Here is a 19115-nt window from a genome sequence, read left to right on the forward strand (position 1 = left end):
AGAATGTACTACGAACGACCCGTGTTCGACATAGTCGATACCTGGGAGATAAGAGAACGGGAGGTACTTAAACCCGTCCTGAGCGTAGCTGAAGAAGATTACTGCTATTTCGTGCAGAACACGGTTGCCTCCGCGCAGCGCTCCTGGGTTGATTTAGTCGCCAATCTTTTTAACTCTCCAGATTCTGACATTGATGACGCGCTGAATCGCTTTGCAGACGCGCCCTGCTTGCATGGGCCGACACTCGAGCCGATGAACCTGATACTCAAAGGTTCTCCGATGTATGTTTATTGCTCGTTCGAAGAGATGAGAAGTTGTGCAACCAAACGATTCTATGAGGGCATTTCGAATCGCGGCGTGGTGATTTGCACAGTTCCACCCTATGCTGAGGGGGTAACGAGAGATGATATGAGTGTCTGGCAAAATCAGGCCTGTGTGAATACCTGCAGCGGGAAGAACGATTTGGATGCATACATCGCATTCTTGCCAACCAGTTCGCTTCAGGAGTCGAGCTATTGGCACACGAAGAATGGTATCTATAGTTTCTTGGCACCGTCGCAAACGGATGCCTTTTGCTGCGAAATACTTTGTGTGGGGCGGGCTCTTTTTGAAGATAGGAGCCGTAAAGAGAAACTCAGAAATTGTTTGTTGAAGCTTCTCAATTACCGTCTCAAGCTGTTATTTTGATGGCAAATGAGTTTACTGGCCCAATATCTGGGGCTGAAAGGGAGTGAAGTTAAAAGGTCCGAATATATCTAATGGCGCTTACGCTTGGTCGGCTTTTTGCCCGCGGATTCACTATAAATAAATTGTAATGTCAGATTTTCAATCTGCGTATTATGATCTGTACGCTGGGTGTTTATTTTATTGTATGTCTTTTGCATATGGATTTTTGTATTGCGTATAACGTTATGTAATCATAATGAGATGAGCAACGGCCCATAAACAAGACGCTTTTATGCTGATGCAATGACAGTTTCTCTTAGAGGAAGATGTAATGAGCTCCGTATATGTAAAGTAATAATAGAATCTTTTTAAAACGTGAATGACTGCCGTGATGCTTTTGTGTGAAGATACATTGTGCGGTGGTTTTTTTGGATCACGCGTTTTTCTCCCTCCAGGTGAAGTGGACCAACAAAATATTAAGCTCCTGAACGATCATTGAGGAGTCTCGAGCCAACGTGCATGAATAGTCTCCCCCAAAGTTTGGGAAAAAGGCTCAGGAAAAAGATCAGTACGAAGGCTATCCAGAAATGAATGTTGGCGAACCCAGCAAGAAAAGATTTTTTCGTCAGAAGCCAGTAACTCGAATTGCCCAGCACGAATAAAGTGCTTGGAAAACTTACGCCGGCGGTTGCGGTGAAAAGGCGCAACAGATCGTGCGAGCTTTGCGAATTATCCATAACGTCAACAGCGGCCCGCGCAGCTAACGGCACAAGATTGGCCGCCGCAATAAGGCCTGAATAGGCATCGGTTGGAAACGTAGAGAGGCATATCAGGCCAGCCATCGTCAGGATTGCTACTAGTATGCCTGCTTTGCCTCCCCGAGGATTGCGGTCTTTATCGTCGGCAATATGGCCGACCCACCGGAGAACCCTCAGGGCATCTTCATGGTCTTGTTTGTGGTAACCGATCTGAATACGGAGACGGTTACTCACCTCAAAGGTGTCGAGCCAGGAATAGATGATGGTGCTGGAATTCCTCAATCTTGTGTATTCAGAAGTGAAATCGGAACTCTGAGCTGTAGAAATCCTTTTCATCCGCAAGAAAGAGTATTTTAATAAATCCCGGATGTTCTTCCTGTTCTGCATCAGCATTTGCCACAGAATGCATAGTGACGCCTTCCATGCTACATCTTTGGCGGTGTGAAATGTGGTTCCCTCATGTTGGGGCATAGCAATGGCGAATAAGCCAAAAATTAAAACTGGCAATCCTCCGAGGAAGACTTCGCAAGCCAGGTGAGCGGCGAGCCTCGTGTCCGCCCAAGGATAATCAAAAATCGCAAGCACCATAAGCTGTGTTTGCAGAGTAATAGGCCCAGAGCGCAAGACGGCAACTTCCGCTCCAAGTGAGGCAGATACTATGTCGGGCAGGACAACCGCCAACTGCATTATGACCAACCAAAGCCAGAACAGACCCCTCTCCGAAAGGGGTAGGTGGCATTTTAGTTGCCACCTCATTTCTTGCGTTTGAATGGATTGCGCGCTGCGACGCAGGTACTTTTTAACTTCTTTGGGCAGGCTGGGGAGTTCAAGAATAACTCGAAAGGCGTCGTCTCTTTCCTTGCGCGCTTGAGTGGCCCAAGCGTTTCGCGTGGATAGGGGCATGCGCATGAGGATATCCGTCAAGCTGTTCTCCGAACTGGCGAATGGACGATAAGATTTGTCGGCAATATCTTCATCAGGAATGACGGCCGGTTCCGGTGCTGCTCTTAAAGCAAACGCATCTACATGGTCATGGGCCGCTGGCTGGTGCGTTGAACAAAAGACCTGCTGCATATGATGTGATACCATGCCTTCATCTTCTGGCAGTGGAGTGACGGAATGGCCTCGAATGCAGTCTGCTTCTTGGCCGACATCGGTTTCCTCAGTGATGTAAGAGTAAGGTCCTCCCAAGAAGGGTGAAGGGAGGATTTTTCTGACATGGAGGGAGTGAAGCCAGCTGCTTTTGAGCTTTCTTTCTATCGCCTCAACCGGAGTGTTCTGGTTCTCCATTGATAACTTGGCACAGCTTGAGGCATCCAGGGAATGCAAAAGCTCCTTTATTAATTGTGCTCGGATCCACCGAATAAAAATGCACCGCGTGGGTCTCGGTCCTGTTTTGGCCTATAAGTCAAAGCAGCGGCGTCGACTAGACGATAGTCAGTTGTTTTTTTAAAGGAAAACGAGTTTTCTATTCGAAAAGAAAATGTGCCGTTCGCCTAATAATGATGCCAATGACTTAATCTGTACGACGGATCGTGTAATATTATAGAGCCAAGTGCGATTCAATGAATTTCAATTGTTGGTATTTCAGCGAATTTGTATTTTTCCATTTGGAATGGTATAACAGCACGTTCATAACGTTAAAGGAAAGGGGAGGCATATACGCGGAATATTTAACTGTATCAATGAAATTGAAATATTCAATCTGGCACGCAGAACCCACATCAACAGTTTAACTCGACTCTCGGAAAGCCAGCTATCATTCGAAAATCTGTCGCTTCCTCTAGCGCCGCTGTGATTGTAGGGCGAAATGACAAACTGCGCGACGTTGCCTGAATGACTGGCTGTATGGCATGGGACGCGTTCTTGAAAGAGAGTCGCTAAGATAAACCTCTCCAACCCAACCGAAACATGGTTGCTTCCGTGTTTCGAACACAGCAGTTTCACCTCATTGGGAGACTTGTTGAGAGATTTTCAAATTTGTCGGCAGGTTCGATTGCTGACTATTGATTTACACGAAAGTGTGAAAAACAAGTCCTTATCGTGGCAGTTGGTATGATGTTCAGGAGCAACGCAATTCAAAAGTGGACCCAGGCTGTTTCACGGGTCCCATCGCGGTGCCCAAATATCTGAGTAGCATCAAAGCTCTGGTGACGGTCAAATGAATTCGTCGGTGTTCTGGGAACAAGCGTTTGAAAATGTTGATATGCTCCTTCCCACTTTGACAAGTGCGGCACGAGCGAAATAGTAACCTAATCTTTCATTATTGCGATGTTTGACAATCACTGGGCAGGTGAGTGTTATAATAGAGGGCCATTAGCCTTCGGCCATGCACACCTCACTAATGTCTTACAATCAAAATATGATACCCTCAGGGGATGATCGCCCCGTTTTTCCGACAATTGATTTGTTCGCAAACACCTCCCTGGAAGAACTTCAGCAGAGCCTATGCGCGGCGGTCGCAAATTATAGGGATTTCCTCACTCGAAAGATTCTCCCCTTCCAGCAATCGTGGGTTGTCCGAGTCCTTTCCGAATCCGGCCTAGACGAAGAGACTCTGCGCGCAATCAAAAGCTGTGTCTTCACGCCGTGTTGCAGCATTCCTGGCGCCGTCCAGCCAGATAGAATTTGCCAACATGACTCACCAATCTACATCTACACCTCCCTGAATTTATTATCGCAATACGTCGAAGGAAAAACCCTATTGCGGTGCTATCGCAAATTTGTGCTGGCTTCATCACTCCCACCATACCGAACGGATATTCCAGCAGAGGAGCTCAAGAACGTACTCAACAGTATCTTGCCAGGCGCCTATAGCATGCCGCATGCCGTAAGCTGCTTCGTGGCCATTTTGCCCAGTAAGAAATTCACGATCAGCATGTCCAAAATCACCACCCGTGGTGGCGCGGAGGAGCATTTTGTCGTTTTCAGTAGAGAAGAGAACGACATAATCCCATACGACATCGTCGCAGTGGGGAAGACGCTGTTCTCCCAGTCGGACGAGGAATTTGGTTTGCCAAATCTCAGCTTCGATGAACTACAGAACCTTATCAGCACTTAATCTGTTTTCTATTCATGGATAGAAAACAACCCTAGTGTATGGGATCAATATAACCATGCTAGTGCCACTGTGTATCTCCCGATGAGACATGTAATGATATGGATGCATGTTTCATGCAAGGATAAGAATGCGATAAAAATAATTTGATAAAAATAAGTCCGTGATGCTTTTCTGAAACATCTTTGAGGAAGTATTATTTATTGAACAGATTTTACACAAATTGAAAATTCATCCTGGTGAAACAGCGTATTTTTTTGACAGAATCGTAATGATTCGTGAGACAATGTGGGCCATCGTTTTCGGGCATCGAAAGCTGGCTTCGTCACGAGCCAAGCGAAGGCACAAGCCTCAATTTTGCGATGAGCCAGGGAGGCACGCTACGTGTCTGTCAGCAATTATAGGACTATGGTGGATGCTTTTTGACAATGTGGCGATAAGGATCACCTCGATAAGCTCGAAACCTGCTTTATGTCATTCACATGTCAATTATCGAAAAAACGGCCCTACGCTCATCCAATAGTTAAGTAACGGGTCCTGTTTGTAGTTTAACAGACAGAAATTCTGTTTCCAAAAGGTATTTCAACAGTAGAAATCCGTAAAATTACCATGATCACCTTCCCTGCACATGCGTTTTTCAGCTATAAAGCAAGATTCAATCTCTGGGGCTCCAAAGAGCTCCGGATGCTTACACCCCGCATAAAGCTTAATGATGGTATATCAGCGTCCTGTTTTCACGGTGATTAGCCTGCTGCGGATCCGGAACCGCGAAGAGGCCAAGCTCGTGCTGATCGGAGCAGTCGTGGTTTATCGCAATTTTGTGGAACAAACCTTGGCTGATGCCCAAAAAAATTGGGTCAAGTCACTCGTACTCTACGACGATCCGGGTGATGCTGTGACCGGAATCCTGACATGGTTCAGCAGGTATGCATGCTTGCACGGACCGAGGTTGGGGCCGTTGGACACAATCGCCGTGAATGATAATCCGCTCTACATTTACTGTCCTCGCAGGAAGCTTGAGGAATATGCAAAAGAACGTATTGTGTCTTTTCATTCAGAGATCGGCTCGGTCGTGTGCTCCATGTCACCCTTCGATGCAGGCGTGACGCGTGAGAAGGTCCGCTATGGGCATAACCTGATATCCCCAGGGTCTTGCCTCCTTCCGGATGCTTTGGAAGCCTATGTCGCCTTTCTCCCGAGCAAGTCGTTTCTGAAATTGCCATATAGCGTTTATGAGGTTCACAATGATCGTTATGTTCATAAGTTCTTTGCGCTGCTCCCAGGATCCCGCTTTCATTTTGAAGTCGTAGCGGTTGGTTTGGCCTATCCCGCTGCTAAAAAAAGGCCTTCTGGTCTTGGAATTCTGCGTTGTTGCTTCACCGGAAAGACAAACACCTGCCTGTAAGAAACTAAGCGTTGGAATGAAGCCAGAAGGTCCGCATCGCCGTTTACCGGTTTATTGTGAAATATCTTTTAAGTTATGATAATCTGCTGTTGCACATCGGCAGCAGATCGTGGGCTATTGCCAGTATGTACTACGTTCTGTTTTCAAGCACTGTAGCATCTTTCTAAGCGAAATAAATTATCTCGTTTGTTTGTGTTTTTGAAACAAATATTCATACAGAACAGTGCGATATGTCGTAAAATAGTAAACATGCTGTTCAAAGTTCTTATCCCCAGGCAATTGCCTCGGATACCTATAGTTTTAAAAGAATACAATACATATAACGACATATACGTTTTGATGCCACACAAAGTCAATGAATAGCGGGAAATAGTCGTAAGCGAAAGTTATCTTGTGTGTGACGAACTGTGTAATTGGATGCAGGGTCTATTTAAAGCCTTTTGAGCGGATGAGGTGAAGACCATTTCTGCAAATAGATATGATGGTTCCACCACGTCCAGGCTTCGCTCCGCTTACTCTTGAATCTATTAATGACAGAATGGAAATGCATCTATTTTTGACCAGTGCATGCATCCTATATCATATCTATATCCGCGATAATCTCCTGATTTATCAGGAGATTTGGACGAAATACTGGCGGGGACGATTGGCAGAGAGCGCGCTAAAAAACGAAATTTCCGCGTTATTTCTTCGTCTCCCATTTCCTCGTCCGCCGACGCTTCAGTCCATCGCAGAGCAGGAGGTGATCTGTAAAGACGCGGCGCCAATCTATGTTTATTGTTCCCGGGAAGCTATGCTGAGTCATGTGCAGTCTAAGGATCTTTGCCAATTCGGAAGGGCGAACCTTCTCGCATGCACGTTAGCTCCTTACCGAACCGGAGTTACAATCGAAATGGTGCGATGTTTGTTCAAGCGTTTACACGATGGAAATCGCGTCGAAGCTGGAACCGGCGAAGAAGACTTGAGTCATTTTGTGGCCTTCCTTCCCACCACGGCTTTCCGGCGAGGGCCGCGGTTTTACCTGGGTGGCGAAAGTGTCCAATTCTTTCTACGAGAAGGAGGGTTGGAACTCCCTTGCCACATCATCGCGTTCGGTAGAGCGTTGTTCAGCGAAATACTAGCTGATGGCTCGTCCTGGGACTGGAAAAGCGTCGGGGAGAGTTCTCGTTTGAATCATGTTCGGGCCAGTGTCGAATTGTCACGCAACGTTCCAACGGCGGAGACAACTGATAATTGGGCCGAAGCGGCTTTAGGAGCCGACGCCGTGTACCCCGTGCGGCCTCCAAATCTGACCCCGACGCAAGATCATCCTTGCAAACCCTTGCTTTCGGGAAATCGAGTGCCGAATGAACGTCATAGACCTTGGAAGCGCTTCTTCAAGAAGCTCCGATCTGTTTCAAAGCATTTCTACTTTAATCGCTGAATCTGTATTAATTTGCTGTCTGGTTGTGCTTTCGCTTAAATAATTATCTATGTTCGAGTGCGGTCCTTGTGATGTTGTTGAAACAAATGTTTTATTGGCTGATATGGCCACCAATAAAAATTTTAAAATAGCGATCATGCTATATTGATAGAACATGGTTGTTTGCTACAGGTAATCAGATAGGTATTTAACAGGTATTATTTGTCGAACACAAACCCGATAATTTCGCAGTTCAATTATTGAATATCGAGAATCCGAGCGACTAAGTTTGAAGTGATTTCCCGAAATTATCGCATTTTTGAAAAAATCGTAAAGACAAATGGACGTGGCCAAGGGTCACCGAGTGCGGCGTGCCGCAAAAATAGAAATCTGGTCTCCAATTATGCCACTGCAATTTTCATTCGGCACCCTGCTAGGGGAAATTATCAATCGAGTACCCCATAGTTGGTGATCAATCCCATTGACTTTTTCATCTTGGCAGATGGTGACTCTGTTCAATCATTATTTTAGCTTGTTTGATTTTCTATGAAAGGCCCTCGGAATAATTATTTCCATAAGGTTCTAGTCGTTAAAGCTGTAGACAAAACTTAGGTCATCAGGGTTTTGATTTTCCCAGAGGCCTTCATTTTAATTAACTAAAATCCGTACTGTCTCAATACAAAAGGAAAATGATTAAATCAATAAAAACACTGAGGAGTAAAGGTTTTATTCATCATAATATTTAAAATTACACGGGAACAGACATAAAGAAAACATCAAGAGTTAATCAAACAGAGCACGCGACCCGCGCAACCTATATCTCCTCCGATTTCGTTTAACGCGTGGCTTCTTTCATACACAGCACCTCAATCTTTGGGACAAAAGCGTTGTTAGGACGCTCGATAGCCTGTCGAACAAGTTCAGCTATGTGCTCGGGCTGGATCTTACCATCATCCTCAATCTCATCAGTCCAAGCACTCATTTTTGTCGCCACATAGCCTGGGCATATTTCCATTGTTCTAACGCCGGACTCCCACCCAACATGCTGGGCTGTTTTCGTGAGACCTGAGAGGGCGTGTTTTGTCATGTTGTAACCAACGAACGAGTTCAGAACCCGCTGGCCTGACATGGAGTTGATATTGACGATCCGGCCAGATCCACTTTTCGCGAGCTGAGGCAGGCACAGCATGATCATCCTCAGCGGAGCCCCAGCGTTGATCTTCCACTGTCTCTCAAGCTGCTCATAGTCAATTCCCTCCGCAAGCGCTACCCGTGTTCCATCCCCAGCATTGTTAACAAGGCCATCTATCCTCCCAAATTTTATCATGGCCGTCGATACCCACTCCTCCATCGTTTGGAGGTCCTCAGCTTCAAAACGTGCGAAGTGAAGAGATTCATTCTGAAACCCAAAAGTGGCTTCCAGTTTTTCCACGCTACGCGCTCCTAAGCTCAAACGAAAACCACGCCGCATCAGGTTGTCGACGATGGCCTTGCCTATGCCTCCAGATGCACCAGTGACCAGAAACACCCCGCTGTCTCTAGTGTGGACGTTCCAAGATGAACCATCGAATTTGAAGTGGAGAACACACGCGTTACATCTTTGCATCGCGGTCAGCTCAACCCCGAGCAGTGTAGCAACTACTGAGAGTACACCGCCATGAGAAACGAAAAGAATATTCGACCGGCGGGCATGAGTCAGTGCTCCCGCCTCTCGAGCGGAAAAGAGTTCAGTTTTTTCACAATCAGGGTAATTTTCAACAAACATTTTCCGTGGACCGAGACCACCCTCATGCATGCCAAAGTGGCGCTCGCCACCAATGAGAATTATTGTAAATCTGGCGCGAAATAACAGAGATTTAACACGTCTAAAGTTATCTTCGAAATGTAGAAAATTACATATTCATTATAATGGACAACATACATCTCGAATAAAAAGATAGAATACGCGTGAACACATTGATATATCGAAATTAATAAACATATTGTTTCAATTACGAGACTTTTATTTTGACGTTTCTATATTAAGATCCAAGTGTGGACTTAGATGAGAAACTTCACGATCGATTCCTTGATTTCGCCATTCCCAGATAGCCATTTCATCTTCAGGTCGATCTGAGATTACCCAGTCCGCAATTGTTGCCGAATTTCCTGGTGTTCCTTTTCTCCAACGTATGTGTTTCCGCTCGTCTGTCTCATGACGTCGGGCCCTGCCTGTTTTAATGTCGATGGAGAACTCACCCCGCTCGCCGGAATCCAGGAGGGCTGCGAAGTCATAGCATCTAGTGACCGCAGCAAACTTCAGGTGAGGGCGTTTAGCTCTAATCATCGTATCCTCCTTGAGGTAATACGCGAGTCTCACTGCGGCTTGATCTGAATCGAAAGCCAACAAGACATCTTTATCGACAACTTGGCCCAGCAAATTTCTGGTCACCCCGGAGAAAACAACATGTGCCGCCACGATCCTCATGTCTTGCATTAGCATGGAATCAAACCAGGCTTTGCCTGCCAAATACAAATCATCGACTGTGGGTTCAGTAACTTGACGCAGACGGGCCAGTCGGCACAGTTCTTCAGGAAAAAGAGCGGGCATCAGGGAGATTGATTTCCTCCAAGCAGATGCGGGCTGGGCATTTAAAACTGCATCAACGAAGGCACCGCCGTGTGGGTATTCAAATGTATAGAAAAGTACAACAACTCTTTGATGGTATTCCGGCCGGTGGCTAAGCCAAGCCACAATCACGTGAGCATCGTAGTTCCTACCGTCTAGGAAAATGGTGGCATCTGGATTAGCCAAAAATACCTTGCTGAATATTTCAGTTAACAAAGGAATATGATCAATGGTTTCAAGATACTTGTCTTGTATTATCCCATTTGATACCTCTCGGATAATAACAGGTACATCCTTGATTTTTGACGAGTGAATTTCATTGAAAAGCTTATCTCCCAACTTTTCAGACACTCGCCAAGTGTTAAGATCATGAGAAACGATAGCTACATTATCTGAAGTTAAACAGACGTCCAACTCGCTCAGATTGCGTCCTCCTTGCCCGAGCGCGGCCAACAATGAGCTCGCGGTGCATTCTTGAATTCGTTTCCCTAAATTGAACATTCCTCTGTGCTCAATGACCTGTAAGGGCAGGTCTTCCTCGAGCCGTTCTAGAAGCCTTGGGACAGAATGGCGTGCGAGAACCTCGGGGGGAGTAACGTTTTCTGGTAGATCCCAATGGAGTGTCCAAGCCGGCCAAACGGTTCCTTCCACCTTGAGTGGCTTACGTTGACAAAGGACCTGCGCAAAAAAAACGGGAGGTTACGAAACGACATGGTGAGTAAAATATAAAGTACTCTTACATTCACAGCCATTTGCGAGCTAAAGCGAATTGCCGGGTGCACGGCGGGAATTGCAGCGATTTCGATCTAAAAGTGACAAGCAAAATTTGTCGTGGAGTATATAGATATTGCCAAATGGAGTACTTAAATAATGCACAAATGCTGACAGTTTTAGCTAATATTTTATTGTGGGGCATAACTTAGCTGGAATCACTCCACGGATAATCAGTCATTGTTATTTTCGGCGTCAATTTGTCGGCCACTATCCGATTAGTTGCGCAAATCTTCAAATTTTCGACCTCACATCACACCTTTGTCGGTGTTTTCAGCGAAAGGCAGGTCCCATTTTTGAAAAATCCTCCATCAAGATAAATAGTTTAATAGGGTAAAAGGACGAAATACTTCGGTGTTGAGATTCGACTCAATTAATTTCAAACCAATCCCGTGATTGATGCTATAGAGTCACCCAATATAAGGGGCACTGAAGCGCGTTTAATTATTGACTGTGACTGAAATTTACATTCAAAAATAAGTAACTAGTTCGATATGTATCACAGTCGACCGATATTCAACATTATCGGTAGCTCGAATATACAAGATCGGCGTCAACTTAAACTCGTCCTACGTCACACAGAGATTGCTTATCGCAGCTTTGCACAAGAGGATCTCATACCTGTTCGACGTTCCTGGATGAATTCCATCATTAATACTGATGTTCCCATTGATCCAGCTATAGATGAAGTGGTCAAGCGCTTTTGCGAAGTTGCTTGCTTGCCAGGCCCAGCAGGTATACCCCTGAATATTATACTAAAAGATTCTCTAATGTACGTTTATTGTTCGTTTCAAGAAATGCGAAGGTATGCATGCGAGCGATTTTATGAGGGCTTTTCCGGCAAAGGCGTGGTCATCTCCACCGTTCCACCCTATGCCCAAGGATTAACAAAAGAAACTATGAGGTGGTGGCAGAACGAGGTCTGTCAAATTACAAACAATGAAAAAAATGACTTGGATGCTTATATTGCTTTCCTTCCGAATACTTCGCTTCAGAACACAAGTTTCTCGCACGTGAAGATCGGCGGCGATACCTTCCTGGCGCCATCCCGGGCTGACCCTTTCTGTGTTGAAATAGTCGCGGTCGGCAAAGCTCTCTTTCAGGATAACGGGCTGAAAAAGGCACCCAAGGCGGGGTGGACAATGGCTCTCACCTCCTTGTTGAAGCGCTTGGTCTAATACGCACATCTGTGTGTGAGCGGGAATGAAGCAACAGTGTCCGATCGTAACGAAATGTGTCAAGTCTATGTAATGATAATAAGATGATGTAGCCTGCATGCAGATAATCAGTGTATTTCCAATATGTACTTTAATTACCGATGTCGTATCGTTGTGTGCTTTATGAATAATAAATTATTTACCATAGATGTATCTGATTAATATTTTGGTCTCGAGTCGCAGTATAACTTTTGAGCCGTTCTATCAATCAAAGCAAATTAAAGGTGCAGCCTATGTAAATTGCTAATTTAATTTTGCTTTAGAATCTAATTTACCACTGAATTATAATATAATGCTTATTCTAAGCTGTGAGAAGGATTAACTAAAAATTTTATATATCGATTTTTATTATATCAAGCAGATGTTTCGATCTTGGTGGCGACACAGACGCGCTGAGTATTCTATGAATTTCAAGAATAATTATAAATGAAGCGCAGATTTATTAGACAATAATTGGCGTGGTAAACAGCTAGTTCGGCACATCTGAGAAAGAACGAAAATTTATGGCTTTTTCTAATGCTGCCCCGATTGCTAACAGACGGTGGTCTGAACCCGCTAATCCATCAATTTCCATTCCAACAGGCAAGCGATCAGGTGTAAGGCCAACAGGAAGGCTCAACCCAGGTAGGCCTGCGTTGCTGCTTGGATCCACGTTTCGCACGTAGATCTTGAAAGTGTTCACCATTGAGCCATTGTGGATGACTGAGGAATCCTGACCTATGGCTTTGGCCGCCAAGGGTGCAGTTGGGAAGAGAATTGCATCTAACCGATAGAGTCTGAAGTAGTTGCGATAAGCGGCTTGGAGCCTTGGCCTGAAGGAGTGACGCGCCAGTTCATATTCAGCGTTGGAAATTTGATGTCCCTCAATTTGTGCGTTGACAATGTCCGCTACATCGGGACTACGAATTTCTTTGATAACGTCAGAAAAAGAAACTGTTCCCACAAACTCGTCGAGATACTGTTTTAGAGCGTGTGGAAATTCATAAAGTGCAATTGGCAAGCTGGCCCCGTTGTTCAGATCCTCCAGGTGGGGAATATTGGCTTCAACGAAGGTTACGCCTCTGTTGGCTAGCAAGCGAATCGTCGTTTCAGCTGCCAAGGCCACATCAGCATCAAGGTCACCGTAAAAGTAGGTAGTGGGGAGGCCGATCCGAAGCCCCTTCAGTGGCACGGGCGGAATTCTCGCCGGCCTTCGGGATATCACCTGGTCGAGAATTACAACATCGGCTACGCACTGCGCTATGATTCCGGCGGTGTCTCGGGTCGGACTAACCGGTATTATCCGATCTCCCGGATATCGACCAAGTGTCGGTCGAAATCCTACTACGCCACACAGGGCTGCGGGTAGGCGAACAGATGCACCGGTATCGGTGCCTATGCCGCCCAACATCAATCGGCTTGCCACCGCAGCAGCCACACCACCGCTTGAGCCTCCTGGTATCAGACCTGGATTCCACGGGTTCCGCACCGCCCCGGTGGCATAGTTGTTGCTCGTAATTCCAAACGATAACTCATGCATGTTTCCCGAAGCACCCGGCAGGGCTCCAGCTGAAAAAAGTCTTTCTGCGACGCGGGATGGTATCTTTGGCAAGTGGTTTATCAGTGCCGGCGTAGCAGCGCTGGTAGGAAATATGCCGGTCGCGATGTTCGCCTTAAAACAGAGTGGAATGCCGCAAAGACCTACTCCGGCGTTTCCATGGCGATCAATTTTTTTGGCGCTTCGCCGCAAGCCATCCCAGTCTGTAGCCAGAAGGGCATTCAATGCTTTTGCAGCTTCACAACGCGCGATTAGAGTTTCTACTAGTTCTAAGCATGAGTAGTCTTTCCGTCTTAGGCGTTCTAGGGTTTGTGCTAACGAGGTAATGGGCACCATCTTTCTGGATTGGGGATTTTAAGCCCATTTCAGATCAAATAAATATACCGCGCTTGGGCCCAAATTGCGCGATTATTGGAGGGAATTTCCCAATCACGGCGTATGATCCGAATTATTGGAGGTATTAAGGGCACTTTTTCAAACGGAAACAGTATTGTATCAATCAATATTCAACCTGATTGAGCGGCGAGTTGGACCCGCGTGAATATTCTATTGAAAAACGCCAAAATTGTCGCTTTCCATTGGGATGTCAATGCACAGTATGTTCCCCGATTTTCAACTTAAATAGAAACGGTTGATGTCTTTAGTTATCTACACAAAGACCAATCTTCCCTAGCAATGTCAGCCTCATCTCTTTTTGATAAACAATGCGATCATTTCTCTACCAAAATTGTGGATCTGATAATGGTCGACAAGCCTGATGAATTGGACCGCCGCGTTGCCGCAGCCTTCTCAGAACGAGAAGCTTCGAGGGAAAGAAGAATTACTCAAATTTCCGGCGAGTGCCGCGCTGGGTTAGCTTGCAAAAGGCTGGCCGACGGTCGCTTTCCGGAGATCTCAGCCGGTCAGAGGGTCGCAGTCCTCTCCGCTTACATCTATGTTGGCGAGGAAATTCTGAGGTGGATACTCGAACCAGAAGCTTCGGTGCGAACAAGAGTGAGTGGTCTCGTTGCCATCGACCTTGCACCATCTTGCATGGATATCTCCAGAGCTCAACTTCTCCAAACCATGAATTTGCTGAGTGGTAAAAGATGTGCACCCAGCGACCTTAGTCATTTCGTGGCCATTTCAATCTCTGAGACTGCCCGCTCCCGAACCCTGCAAATGGCGCCGTACGAAGAAGGCTCGTTGAAAAGCGTTACCGGGTTTACCGTAATCATTGAAGAGGCAGTACCATTTGACATGGTAGCTTATGGTCGAAACCTGATGCTGAAGGCTTCGGCAGGGTCCTTTCCAACGATCGACTTGCTCTACGACTACAGATTGTTTCTCGACAAATGTTCAGATAGTGGGCGGATCGGCTTCTTTCCAGAAGATGTTCCCAGGCCAAAAGTAGCGGTCATTGGGGCTGGCATTTCCGGGCTCGTGGTGGCAAGCGAACTGCTTCATGCTGGCGTAGACGATGTTACAATATATGAAGCAGGTGATCGGGTTGGAGGCAAGCTTTGGTCACATGCTTTCAAGGACGCTCCGAGCGTCGTGGCCGAAATGGGGGCGATGCGATTTCCTCCTGCTGCATCGTGCTTGTTTTTCTTCCTCGAGCGGTACGGTCTGTCTTCGATGAGGCCGTTCCCAAATCCCGGCACAGTCGACACTGACTTGGTCTACGAGGGTTGCCGATACATGTGGAAAGCCGGGCAGCAGCCACCGAAGTTGTTCCATCGCGTTTATAGCGGGTGGCATGCGTTCTTGAAGGACGGTTTCCTTGAGGGAGATATTGTGTTGGCTTCGCCTGATGCTATCACTGAGGCCTTGAAATTAGGGGACATTAGGCGGGCTCATGACGCCTGGCAAATTTGGCTGAACCGTTTCGGGAGGGAGTCGTTCTCTTCAGCGATAGAGAGGATCTTTCTGGGCACGCATCCTCCCGGTGGTGAAACATGGAGTTTCCCTCATGATTGGGACCTATTCAAGCTAATGGGAATAGGATCTGGCGGGTTTGGTCCAGTTTTTGAAAGCGGGTTTATTGAGATCCTTCGCTTGGTCATAAACGGATATGAAGAAAATCAGCGGATGTGCTCTGAAGGAATCTCAGAACTTCCACGTCGGATCGCCTCTCAAGTGGTTAATGGCGTGTCTGTAAGCCAGCGTATACGCCATGTTCAAGTCAGGGCGGTTGAGAAGGAAAAGACAAAAATAAAGATAAGGCTTAAGAGCGGGATATCTGAACTTTATGATAAGGTGGTGGTTACATCTGGACTCGCAAATATCCAACTCAGGCATCGTCTGACATCCGATACCACCATTTTTCGTGCACCAGTGAACCAAGCCGTTGATAACAGCCACATGACGGGCTCTTCAAAATTGTTCCTGCTGACTGAACGTAAATTTTGGTTTGACCATATGCTCCCGTCCTGTGTCCTCATGGACGGGGTCGCAAAAGCAGTGTATTGTCTGGACTATGAGCCGCAGGATCCGAACGGTAAAGGTGTGGTGCTCATCAGTTATACATGGGAGGACGACTCCCACAAGCTATTGGCGATCCCCGACAAAAAAGAGCGATTATGTCTGCTACGGGACGCAATTTCGAAATCGTTCCCGGCGTTTGCCCGGCATTTAGTTCCCGCTTGCGCTGATTACGACCAAAATGTTGTTCAACATGATTGGCTTACAGACGAGAATGCCGGCGGAGCTTTCAAACTCAACCGGCGTGGCGAGGATTTTTATTCTGAAGAACTTTTCTTTCAAGCGCTGGACATGACTAATGATACTGGAGTTTACTTGGCGGGTTGCAGTTGTTCCTTTACCGGTGGATGGGTGGAGGGCGCTATTCAGACCGCGTGTAATGCCGTCTGTGCAATTATCCACAATTGTGGAGGTGTTTTAGCAAAGGACAATCCTCTCGAACACTCTTGGAGGAGATATAACTACCGCAATAGAAATTAATCTGCGTATCCTGTTACAAGTATTGCACGTTTTATAAATTGCTATTAATGAATATTGATGTTTAACAACGAATATGATGGTGTAAATAAAATTTCTGTAATTCTATTAACCTCCATTATGTTGAGGTGCGCAGTAATATGTTGAGGTATAGTTAAAATATCAACTGTCGCGTTTATTGAATGGTAATATTATTCCAACGGTAGAATATCTTTGATTTTGTCACAATGACAACGACTGCAAGAAGTAAATAATAGACACCGTTGTTAAGGAATTGCTATCACATGTGCCTAACAATATGGACATATTTAAGTCAAATATGAAATAGTCGCCCTTATTTTGACGTCTCACCTAATCAACTATTACAAACGATTTCACTCTCTCGCCAGCAATGATGATAATCAGCGCAGACAAGTGGCAGTAAAGCGCGGAAAAACGTCCTCAAGTGGCATGAATAGCTGCCTCTATAGTGCTGATTTAGTCAGCCTTATTTTGACTTAAAGGCGCCTTCGTTGGTGACAAATTGCTTTCAAGGAAACAGCCGTGCCCCACACTTTGTTGAAAAACAAGTTGCCCTTTGGAGAGACGCTAAAGCCATTTGCTCTTCAATAAGGAATCTCGAGGAAGACAATATAACAGCCTGTGATGATACACTTCTCGAACCCAAAAAATATCAATTTGTATTCAAGATATCGCAAAACACTTATGGATCTCCGTCTAATTTTCGGTCCAACTTGTACAGGAAAGACATCGACCGCGATAGCTCTTGCCCAGCAAACCGGGCAGCCAGTCCTTTCTCTCGACCGGGTCCAATGCTGTCCTCAACTGTCAACCGGAAGCGGACGACCAACAGTGGAAGAACTGAAGGGCACGACCCGTCTATACCTTGATGAACAGCCTCTTGTGAAGGGTATCATCTCAGCCAAGCAAGCTCACGAGAGGCTGATCGCGGAGGTTTATAATAATGAGGCTCACGGTGGGCTTATTCTTGAGGGAGGATCTATCTCGTTGCTCAAGTGCATGGTGCAGAGCAGTTATTGGAGCAACGATTTTCGTTGGCGTATTATTCGCCACAAGTTAGCAGACGAGGAGACCTTCATGAAAGCGGCCAAGGCCAGAGTTAAGCAGATGTTGCACCCCGCTGCAGGCCTTTCTATCATCGAAGAGTTGGTTCATCTTTGGAATCAGCCTCAGCTGAGGCCCATACTGGAAGGGATTGATGGGTATCGATACGCCATGTTGTTTGCTAGCCAAAACCAGATCACACCCGATATGCTATTGCAGCTTGGCGCAGACATGGAGGATAAGTTGGCTCATGGGATCGCTCAGGAGTATCTCATCCATGCGCGCCGACAGGAACAGGAATTCCCTTCAATTAACGCAGTCGCTTTCGAAGGATTCGAGGGTCATCCGTTCGGAATGTAATAGGATCTCCTGGCGCCCTGGGGATTCGCTATGTTTGCGATTGGCAACGACGAACAGCCCTATCCGATGAAGACAAAAATCGCAGGACGAGTTGGTGGAAGGTATAGCCCAGGAGTATCTCAGCTATGCTCGCCTGCAGCATCGCCGCTACGCAATGCCAAAGATAGATCTATCTTTGCATAATAAAATACGATTAAGTATATTATGGAATGTTCGATTGGTATTTGTAGATGTTTTATTTTTCATGGGCGTGTTTCATTTTGTATTGTATTTTCATAGTTTTGAAACGAGACGTTTCATAAATAAAATTACGCACGACTAATAATAGTAATAATAATATGTGTTTGGGCCACAATTGCTGTATTTAGACCATATTAATTGCATTGCGAGAGACGAAAATGACGAATTTTATTTCGGTACTGGATGATATTAGAAACATGAAAAATAACAAGATTCAAAGCACGCGTTGATAGATCAAGTTTTCTGGTAACCGCGACACCTAACGTGTGAGATGGCACGATCCCAATGCGACAATGGGATAATGAATGAGATCGGATAATTGGAACTCTCTCGTTTCCTCTTCCTCTTCCTCTTCCTCTTCCTCTTCCTCGTTTTCGATACCTTCGTTATCCTCTCCTTCCTCAACATAATTACCTAGCCTGGCGTACCAACCATAACCTTGACCGCGGATTACATCAGTCCTGATCCGTATGAACAACTGGCTCATCAGGATCGCCAAAAAAAAGCTGTTTGTACTCGGACCGTGGTGGTAATTAACGAAGCCTCCTTGACCGCAACTCTGTTGCAAGATTGCGTTCATTTCTTGTGGATCCAATAGCCATGGGGGCATTGCGGTAGCTACTGTCCCGAAGGCCGGAGAGTTGGACGGTAATAGGCGATTGAGACCACACAATTGCGCTGTTACTTCATCGACGTAAACATAGGTGAGCCTCTGGTCTGAAAGGAGATACTCGTCATCGTACGCATTTGGGTTAACAACGGAGCGGTTAAAGTATACGAATTGTGACAGGGTGGATCTGAAATCGGTACGAGCCTGGCGCAAGTGTTGCCTCAACTCACTAACTCGTAGGATGCGTCTAAGATCGCGAACCTGCCAAGTAGGAACCGTCATTTCGTATATTGCCGATTTGCCGAGGGGCTGTGACAGAAATGGAGTGATGGTTCGTGTTCTTATAGTGAATGGGCAAGCGATTGTGGCCGACTCGATAGCATTTTCGTGAGTGCACTTGGTAGCCTCGTCAGGCAATCAGCGCGCAACAGTCGCCGCATGTGGAAATATTTCTCCAATCAGGAGCATTTTTCGCTAA

12 protein-coding genes are annotated in these 19115 nt (G+C 46.1%); 7 read left to right on the top strand and 5 right to left on the bottom strand.

Annotated elements, in window-relative coordinates:
* Nucleotides 1-21 precede the first annotated feature (21 nt).
* Complete coding sequence (locus ACQZ45_RS23290) at nucleotides 22-687, top strand: RolB family protein (protein WP_233283094.1); 666 nt, start codon at nucleotides 22-24, stop codon at nucleotides 685-687.
* A 455-nt stretch (nucleotides 688-1142) separates the two neighbouring features.
* Here the strand turns inward: ACQZ45_RS23290 and ACQZ45_RS23295 are convergent, their stop codons facing one another.
* On the bottom strand, nucleotides 1143-2714 hold the full coding sequence (locus ACQZ45_RS23295; protein WP_045231702.1) for a hypothetical protein: 1572 nt from the start codon (nucleotides 2712-2714) through the stop codon (nucleotides 1143-1145).
* Nucleotides 2715-3768: 1054 nt separating this feature from the next.
* Here ACQZ45_RS23295 and ACQZ45_RS23300 point away from each other — a divergent pair.
* The 3 genes from ACQZ45_RS23300 to ACQZ45_RS23310 all read left to right on the top strand — a co-directional run bounded on the left by ACQZ45_RS23300 (nucleotide 3769) and on the right by ACQZ45_RS23310 (nucleotide 7310).
* Entirely contained in the window at nucleotides 3769-4485 is a 717-nt protein-coding gene (locus ACQZ45_RS23300; protein ID WP_045231701.1) for a RolB family protein, read from the top strand.
* A gap of 706 nt (nucleotides 4486-5191) precedes the next feature.
* Nucleotides 5192-5887 carry a RolB family protein gene (locus ACQZ45_RS23305; protein WP_010974818.1) on the top strand — a complete coding sequence of 232 codons (696 nt, stop codon included), beginning with the start codon at nucleotides 5192-5194 and terminating at the stop codon, nucleotides 5885-5887.
* A 481-nt stretch (nucleotides 5888-6368) separates the two neighbouring features.
* Entirely contained in the window at nucleotides 6369-7310 is a 942-nt protein-coding gene (locus ACQZ45_RS23310; RefSeq protein WP_256377721.1) for a RolB family protein, read from the top strand.
* Between the two features lie 814 nt (nucleotides 7311-8124).
* On the opposite strand, the gene ACQZ45_RS23315 is transcribed toward ACQZ45_RS23310, so the two are convergent.
* Entirely contained in the window at nucleotides 8125-9054 is a 930-nt protein-coding gene (locus ACQZ45_RS23315; RefSeq protein ID WP_233278963.1) for an SDR family NAD(P)-dependent oxidoreductase, read from the bottom strand.
* A 237-nt stretch (nucleotides 9055-9291) separates the two neighbouring features.
* A complete protein-coding gene (locus ACQZ45_RS23320; RefSeq protein ID WP_045231699.1) occupies nucleotides 9292-10398 on the bottom strand; it encodes a glycerophosphodiester phosphodiesterase family protein in 1107 nt (368 codons plus the stop codon).
* Nucleotides 10399-11162: 764 nt separating this feature from the next.
* On the opposite strand from ACQZ45_RS23320, the gene ACQZ45_RS23325 reads away from it, so the two are divergent.
* A complete protein-coding gene (locus tag ACQZ45_RS23325) occupies nucleotides 11163-11846 on the top strand; it encodes a RolB family protein (RefSeq protein WP_081880123.1) in 684 nt (227 codons plus the stop codon).
* Nucleotides 11847-12354: 508 nt separating this feature from the next.
* Here ACQZ45_RS23325 and iaaH read toward each other — a convergent pair.
* Nucleotides 12355-13758: an indoleacetamide hydrolase gene (iaaH, locus tag ACQZ45_RS23330; protein WP_045231698.1), complete on the bottom strand. Its 1404-nt coding sequence runs from the start codon at nucleotides 13756-13758 to the stop codon at nucleotides 12355-12357.
* 339 nt (nucleotides 13759-14097) lie between these two features.
* Here iaaH and ACQZ45_RS23335 point away from each other — a divergent pair, with 339 nt between their 5' ends.
* Complete coding sequence (locus tag ACQZ45_RS23335) at nucleotides 14098-16365, top strand: FAD-dependent oxidoreductase (RefSeq protein WP_045231697.1); 2268 nt, start codon at nucleotides 14098-14100, stop codon at nucleotides 16363-16365.
* A gap of 702 nt (nucleotides 16366-17067) precedes the next feature.
* A complete protein-coding gene (gene ipt, locus ACQZ45_RS23340; RefSeq protein WP_032489582.1) occupies nucleotides 17068-17787 on the top strand; it encodes an adenylate dimethylallyltransferase Ipt in 720 nt (239 codons plus the stop codon).
* Between the two features lie 499 nt (nucleotides 17788-18286).
* On the opposite strand, the gene ACQZ45_RS23345 is transcribed toward ipt, so the two are convergent.
* A complete protein-coding gene (locus ACQZ45_RS23345) occupies nucleotides 18287-18919 on the bottom strand; it encodes a RolB family protein (protein ID WP_045231696.1) in 633 nt (210 codons plus the stop codon).
* Nucleotides 18920-19115: the final 196 nt, after the last annotated feature.

This window comes from Agrobacterium sp. 16-2014-1-2a (genome assembly GCF_053522705.1).